Genomic DNA, 5,862 nt, shown 5'->3' on the forward strand with positions numbered 1-5,862 from the left:
TTAGTTTGTTTAACCTCATAAATTTCAATTGATGATGTATAAAAAAATATCTTAAATCAAGTGATGTGAATTGATTTTTTATTGTTTGTGAGAAATTCGCGTAAAATTGAACGTGCGACGGAACGTTATCTTTTAACGACGTTTACTTACGGTTGCAATTTGGGGCCGGCTCAAGCGGCCAGACATATGCGAGGCATTGTCACCGCGAAGGAACTGGCATTTGTCAACCGTCGTCATGTGACTGTGGATAAGCTCAATGCTGCATTGGTGGATATTATTAACCGCTACAATGCTTTAAATCTGCCGTCAGTTTGGGGCGATGGTAAAAGTGCGGCAGCAGATGGAACGAAGTATGAACTCTACGAAGAGAATTTACTGTCTGAGTATCATATTCGCTACGGTGGCTACGGAGGAATAGCTTACCACCATGTCTCTGATACCTATGTGGCTTTATTTAGCCAGTTTATTTCTTGTGGAACTTGGGAAGCTGTTCATATCATCGAGGGGTTGTTAAAAAACTCTTCCGATATTCAACCCGATACAATTCATGCTGATACCCACGGTCAATCAACACCTGTGTTTGCATTGGCACATATGTTGGGAATTAGGTTAATGCCTCGGATTCGTAATTGGAAAGATTTAAATTTTTATCGTCCTGAGAAAGATACTGCTTATCAACATATTGATTCTTTGTTCTCTGAAACTGTTGATTGGAAGCGGATAGAAACTCATTGGCAAGATATTTTACAGGTGGTTTTATCAATCCAGACTGGTATTGTATCAAGCGCAATTTTATTGCGTAAATTGGGTAATCATAGTCGGAAGAACAGGTTATATCAGGCTTTCCAGGAATTAGGGCAAGTAGTGAGAACTGTTTTCTTGCTGCAATATATATCGGATATGCAACTGAGAAAAGAAATTACTGCTGTGACGAATATTGTGGAAGCTTACCATAAATTCTCAAAGTGGTTTTTCTTTGGTGGCTTTGGGGTTGTGATGAAGAATGACCCCATTGAACAGGAGAAGGTGATTAAGTATAAGGACTTGGTAGCAAATGCTGTTTTGTTCCAAAATGTTGTAGATTTAACTGATATCTTGCGTGATTTACAGAAGCAGGGATATTTGATTAGTCGTGAGGATGTGGCGGTTGTGAGTCCTTATATTACGGCTCATGTTAAGCGGTTTGGTGATTATCTAATTGATATGGAGACTGTGCCACCGTCACTGGATGAGGTCGAAAGTTTAGTGCTTGCTTAAGCGGCTGGAATCCTTGTAAATCCAAGGTTTTTTGTTTGATTCTTAACATTTCTTTACAACGTGTCCTATTTTGCACGTATCTCGGCGGCCACCCTTAATGGCACTGCGCTCTGAAGCGTTGAAGGATGCGCCTGTGTTTGCCAGTGCGACGGGCAGACCTCTGGCCCCTTCCCACATTGACCGAGTGGTGAAGAGGGCGGCGAGGGCAGCAGAATTAGAGAATGCCATGAATGTTTCAGCGCATTGGTTTAGGCACAGTCATGCTACCCACGCTTTGGATGAAGGTGTTCCGGTGCATTTGGTACAGGCTACTTTAGGGCATACAAGTTTGGATACTACGAGTAAATATCTGCACGTAAGCCCTGATAGAAGTTCTGGGGAGGTTTTAGTTAAGCGATGGTCTGAGCCGTTTTAAATTTTCAGCTTTGAATTGGTTGCACACTCAGGCGATAGCCGAGATGATGCAGAATAAGGCTGATGGTTCGCAGTTCTGGGTTGCCTTCTGGCGACAAGACTCGGTAAAGATTCTGGCGGTTCAAACCCGTTTTTTCCGCAAGGCGCGTCATCCCCTCCCGTGCTTCCACCACGTTCCGCAGCGCTTCCAGAAAAAACGCAATATCGCCATCCTGCTCGTACTCTTCAAGGGCAACGTCCAGGTAAGCCTTTGCCATTTCCGGGTTCAGCATTTGCTCGAACACAATCTCGTCATGGTTTCTCAGTTTCTTGCTCATCCTGTTCCTCCTGATAAGCCTGCCAATATCCTTTAGCCTTTTCTATGTCCCTGTCCTGGCTGTCCTTGTCGCCACCACATAGAAGAATTACTAGATCGTTCGCGGATTCTCCAAAGTAAACGCGGTAGCCACTGCCAAAGAAAAACCTCATTTCTTGCACGCCTGAGCCAACTGACTTGCAATCCCCGTAATTGCCCTGCTTGAGTCGCTCTATCCGTCGGATTATCCTGGAACGGATCACATAGTCCTTCAAGCTTAAGAGCCATTCGGTGTACGGCTCCTTGCCGTCTTCTGTAGCATAGACTAGCAGTGTTTTTTGACGAACCATATCAGCCATAGATTATAAACTGTAGCTTAAAAGCGACAAAGTTTCAACCCCTAGTTGATTCTTGCAGAGGTCAACACCTTGTAGCGGAAATCTCACCAATTACTTGCTCCAAACTGTTGGTGAGATAATTTTGGCTTCCTTGTCATCTAAATAGAAATTGTAAACAGGTTCTCCTGATAATTCACAGCGAAGCGGCTCAAGAATTTTAGTGAACGGATTCCAAACTGCTGTAACAGTCCGTTTTACTTTCTTTCGTTGCAACTCACACTGAATATGTACCGTAGGAAGATGGATAATCATTGCACTGTGCAACGAAGCTTCTACACTCATTGCATAACGCTCTTGGATGTCCAACAATTTTCTCTCTAACTCTCTATTAGTAGCTTCAATTCGTGCTAATTCTTTGTCTTGTTCATCACCAATCAATTTTTTTAATTCAATCTTGTTGCGGATCGAGTCGCTAATCGTGTTGTAATAATCCTTGAGCCTTTCTTCATCCCTAGCTCTAGCTCTTGTTAATTTAGCCTGCCAATTATCTAGAGATTTTCCAATCAATATTGCACTTTGATGTTCGATTAACCTCAACAACTCTTCAATTGGCATCGCCAATGGTGTCTCTTGATGCTCCACAGTCATTAGGTCAGACTCCCAAAACAAAGCATCCCCAATTTCTACTGGTGTTACTCCTGTAATTTCATTGATAATGAACGAAACTAAACCAATCCTTTTTTCGGAAGCATTCGCTGTGTAAGCCACATTACACAAGATGTAACGAGTAATTTCTGGTTTAGCATCTAAAAAACGAATTAAGCCATTTTGAGGTGCGAGTCTCTCCAATAAAAGTTTCTCAAAGCCTGTGTTTTTCAGATGTCCATCGATTTTAACACCCAACGCACTAATAAGTCCTTTAACAGCTAATAGTTCAGATAGCTTATTTAAGACTTCTGAATGATAGGTGACAAAAACACTTTGGGGTACATCAGCAATAGTAGTAAAAGTAACTTCTTCTGGGAGCGAAAGCAGTGATGCTATATTTTCCGTCAACAACACATTTAAAATGTGTTCACCAGCAGGTTCTGCTATTCCGTCATGGAGAGAAACAATTTTTTCTAAGGTAGCAATAATTGGGTCTGATAACATATTTATTCAAATCAATCTCTCAAGCTTCAAAATCTTCGCCAAAAATCTGTTCATCCAGTTCTTGAATTTGCTGATACTGGTTTTTGGCTTTCAACAAATTATCTGCCAATTGCTCGAAGGCTGTATCTAATTCTGGTTTAACCTGATGCTTGAGCCAGATATCCATGACAATTTCACTAAAGTCAAATTCATCATCCACGTTCCCTAAAATTGTTTCAATCTCTCCGACCACTAGTTCAAACATATTAATTTTGTCATGCAAGATCCGCAGAATATACTCTTCGATACTGCCCTTGAGACAAAAGTTAAAAATAAAAACATCCTGGGTTTGTCCAATGCGGTGGATACGACCAATGCGTTGTTCTATTTTCATTGGGTTCCAGGGGAGGTCATAATTAACGATCGCGTTCGCAAACTGGATGTTACGTCCCTCTCCGCCTGTTTCAGATGCCAGCAGTACAGAAACAGTATCCCGAAATGCGGCGATGGCCTCATCTTTCTGTTTAAGGGACATCCCACCAGTAAATTCTGCAAAGGGGATATTTGCTGCTTGCAGAGTTTGGGCCAAATAAGTGCTAGTTGCTTTATGGGTTGTGAAGACCAAGGTTTTCTGGGAAGATTTTGAGAGCATCTCTACCAATACTTTTGCTTTCTCGACCTGCTTCACCTGGGCTGCTCGTCTTGCTAAAGACTTCAGTTCTTCATCAGGTAGGCGTTTGGTCAGTTGCTTGAGGGAGTCAGCCAAAGCACCAGGGGATGAACCAGCACGCATTAGCAAATTGGTGCGAGAGAGTCTGTCTAGCTTCTCCTCTGAAGAACGTAGATACTCGCTCAAGTCCTGGTAAAGTTTCTCCTCGCCTGCTGCCGGGGTAACAGTAATTGTGGTGGCGAAGCGTTTGGGCAGTTTGACATCTACTAGGGCGCGGGTATTTCGCACCATGACTTCCCGCATCAGAGAGCGTAACTTTTCGGGATTTTTTGGGACTCGTCCATTCCTGGAATCGACATATTCTTTTTTAAAAGCGGCTTCTGTTTGTAGCAGTCCTGGCTTGAGGAGGGTCAGCAGATTAAACAGTTCAACAAGGGAGTTCTGCACTGGCGTAGCAGTGAGCATGAGGATAAACCGCTTCGACAGGGCGTTGACCAGTTTCCAGTTTAAGGTAGTGCGATTTTTCAGGTGGTGGGCTTCATCGACAACTACCAAGTCCCAAGTGCGACTGGTGACGTGAGGATAATGTTTAGCAGACTTAGCCGTGTTTAATGAAGCGATAATTCGCGGATTATTCGTCCAAAATTCGTCTATCGGTTGTTGCGGGTCACGGTTATCTGTGGTGATAGTAGCAATATTAAATTTGTCACTTAACTCTGACTGCCACTGGGAAACTAGGGATGCGGGAGTTAACACCAGCATGGACTGTACCATACCCCTTGCTAAGTACTCGGCTATGATTAGTCCCGCTTCAATGGTTTTGCCCAATCCGACTTCATCGGCAAGCAATGCGCGTCCACCGAGTTGTCTAAGTACTTTTCGGGCTGTTTCAATCTGATACCAGTATTTGTCAATAGCAGTTAGTGTGGGCAGGCAAATTAGCTGATCATAGTCTGCCATTACGGAGAGATTGAACAGGTTTAAACGCGCCTCGTAGAAGTTGAGCGGGTCGTATTTACCAGCTTTCAGGGCTGATAAGGCAGTGTCAGAATTGAATTTGAATGTATAGTTCTTCTCCATGATGCACCTCTACCAGCTACTTTTGACCACTCCGCGCACACCTAACAGTTATCTTCTCGCATAGTGACACTGTTAATCTACATACGGTGAAGTTATATAAAATCTACTGGAATTTCTATCCAAAAATAAACTTTTTTCATCTGATACACGTAAACTGGAAACTAAAACCGAGCCGGTTGACCAAAGATCATCGTATCTTCTAGGAACAAAAGCCAGTGTCAACTTCTGACCCTCTTTGCCGCATTATCGCCCTGTTTAACCAAGCGGGTGGTGTCGCCAAATCGACACTGACCCAAAATTTGGGATATCACTTAGCAAAACGAAAACATCGCGTTCTCCTCATCGACATAGACCCCCAAGCGTCCTTGACCAAATTCATGGGGTTAGTGCCATCTCAATTACAAAAAACCATTGCTGATGCCATTATCGATGAGCAGCCCTTACCGATTCATGAGGGCATTCACGGTATGGACTTGGTTCCAGCTAACCGAGTCCTGAGTGGAGCAGAAATGCAGTTAGTCAGTGCTGCGATGCGCGAGTTGCACCTTAAGGAAGCCGTTGAATCTGTTCTAAATAAATACGACTTCATTCTTATAGATTGTCCCCCCAGCTTAGGATTGCTTTCCTATATCGCCTTAGTCGCGGCCACACACGTACTCGTTCCCGTTGAAACCCAT

Annotated in this window: 6 protein-coding genes and 1 pseudogene; 3 read left to right on the forward strand and 4 right to left on the reverse strand. The window is 43.3% G+C overall.

Annotation, left to right across the window (positions count from 1 at the left end):
• Positions 1 to 102 precede the first annotated feature (102 nt).
• Together H6G26_RS37465 and H6G26_RS37470 are read left to right on the forward strand one after the other, a co-directional pair.
• Positions 103 to 1,257, forward strand: a pseudogene (locus tag H6G26_RS37465) (transposase); the annotation flags it as partial.
• Positions 1,258 to 1,354: 97 nt separating this feature from the next.
• Positions 1,355 to 1,672 carry a tyrosine-type recombinase/integrase gene (locus tag H6G26_RS37470; RefSeq protein ID WP_190736670.1) on the forward strand — a complete coding sequence of 106 codons (318 nt, stop codon included), beginning with the start codon at positions 1,355 to 1,357 and terminating at the stop codon, positions 1,670 to 1,672.
• A 4-nt stretch (positions 1,673 to 1,676) separates the two neighbouring features.
• Here the strand turns inward: H6G26_RS37470 and H6G26_RS37475 are convergent, their stop codons facing one another.
• The 4 genes from H6G26_RS37475 to H6G26_RS37490 all read right to left on the reverse strand — a co-directional run bounded on the left by H6G26_RS37475 (position 1,677) and on the right by H6G26_RS37490 (position 5,185).
• Positions 1,677 to 1,988, reverse strand: coding sequence for an addiction module antidote protein (locus tag H6G26_RS37475; RefSeq protein ID WP_190736672.1), 312 nt, complete (start codon positions 1,986 to 1,988; stop codon positions 1,677 to 1,679).
• Complete coding sequence (locus tag H6G26_RS37480; RefSeq protein ID WP_190736674.1) at positions 1,963 to 2,325, reverse strand: type II toxin-antitoxin system RelE/ParE family toxin; 363 nt, start codon at positions 2,323 to 2,325, stop codon at positions 1,963 to 1,965. Before H6G26_RS37480 ends, H6G26_RS37475 begins: the two co-directional genes overlap by 26 nt.
• Before the next feature lie 90 nt (positions 2,326 to 2,415).
• Entirely contained in the window at positions 2,416 to 3,456 is a 1,041-nt protein-coding gene (locus H6G26_RS37485; RefSeq protein ID WP_190736676.1) for a hypothetical protein, read from the reverse strand.
• 19 nt (positions 3,457 to 3,475) lie between these two features.
• Positions 3,476 to 5,185, reverse strand: a complete 1,710-nt coding sequence (locus tag H6G26_RS37490) for an SNF2-related protein (RefSeq protein WP_190736678.1) — start codon at positions 5,183 to 5,185, stop codon at positions 3,476 to 3,478.
• Positions 5,186 to 5,400: 215 nt separating this feature from the next.
• Here H6G26_RS37490 and H6G26_RS37495 point away from each other — a divergent pair.
• The coding region (locus tag H6G26_RS37495) for an AAA family ATPase (RefSeq protein ID WP_190736680.1) at positions 5,401 to 5,862 on the forward strand (462 nt) is incomplete at its 3' end.

Origin of the sequence: Nostoc sp. FACHB-888 (assembly GCF_014696655.1) — a bacterium.
Classification (GTDB): domain Bacteria; phylum Cyanobacteriota; class Cyanobacteriia; order Cyanobacteriales; family Nostocaceae; genus Nostoc.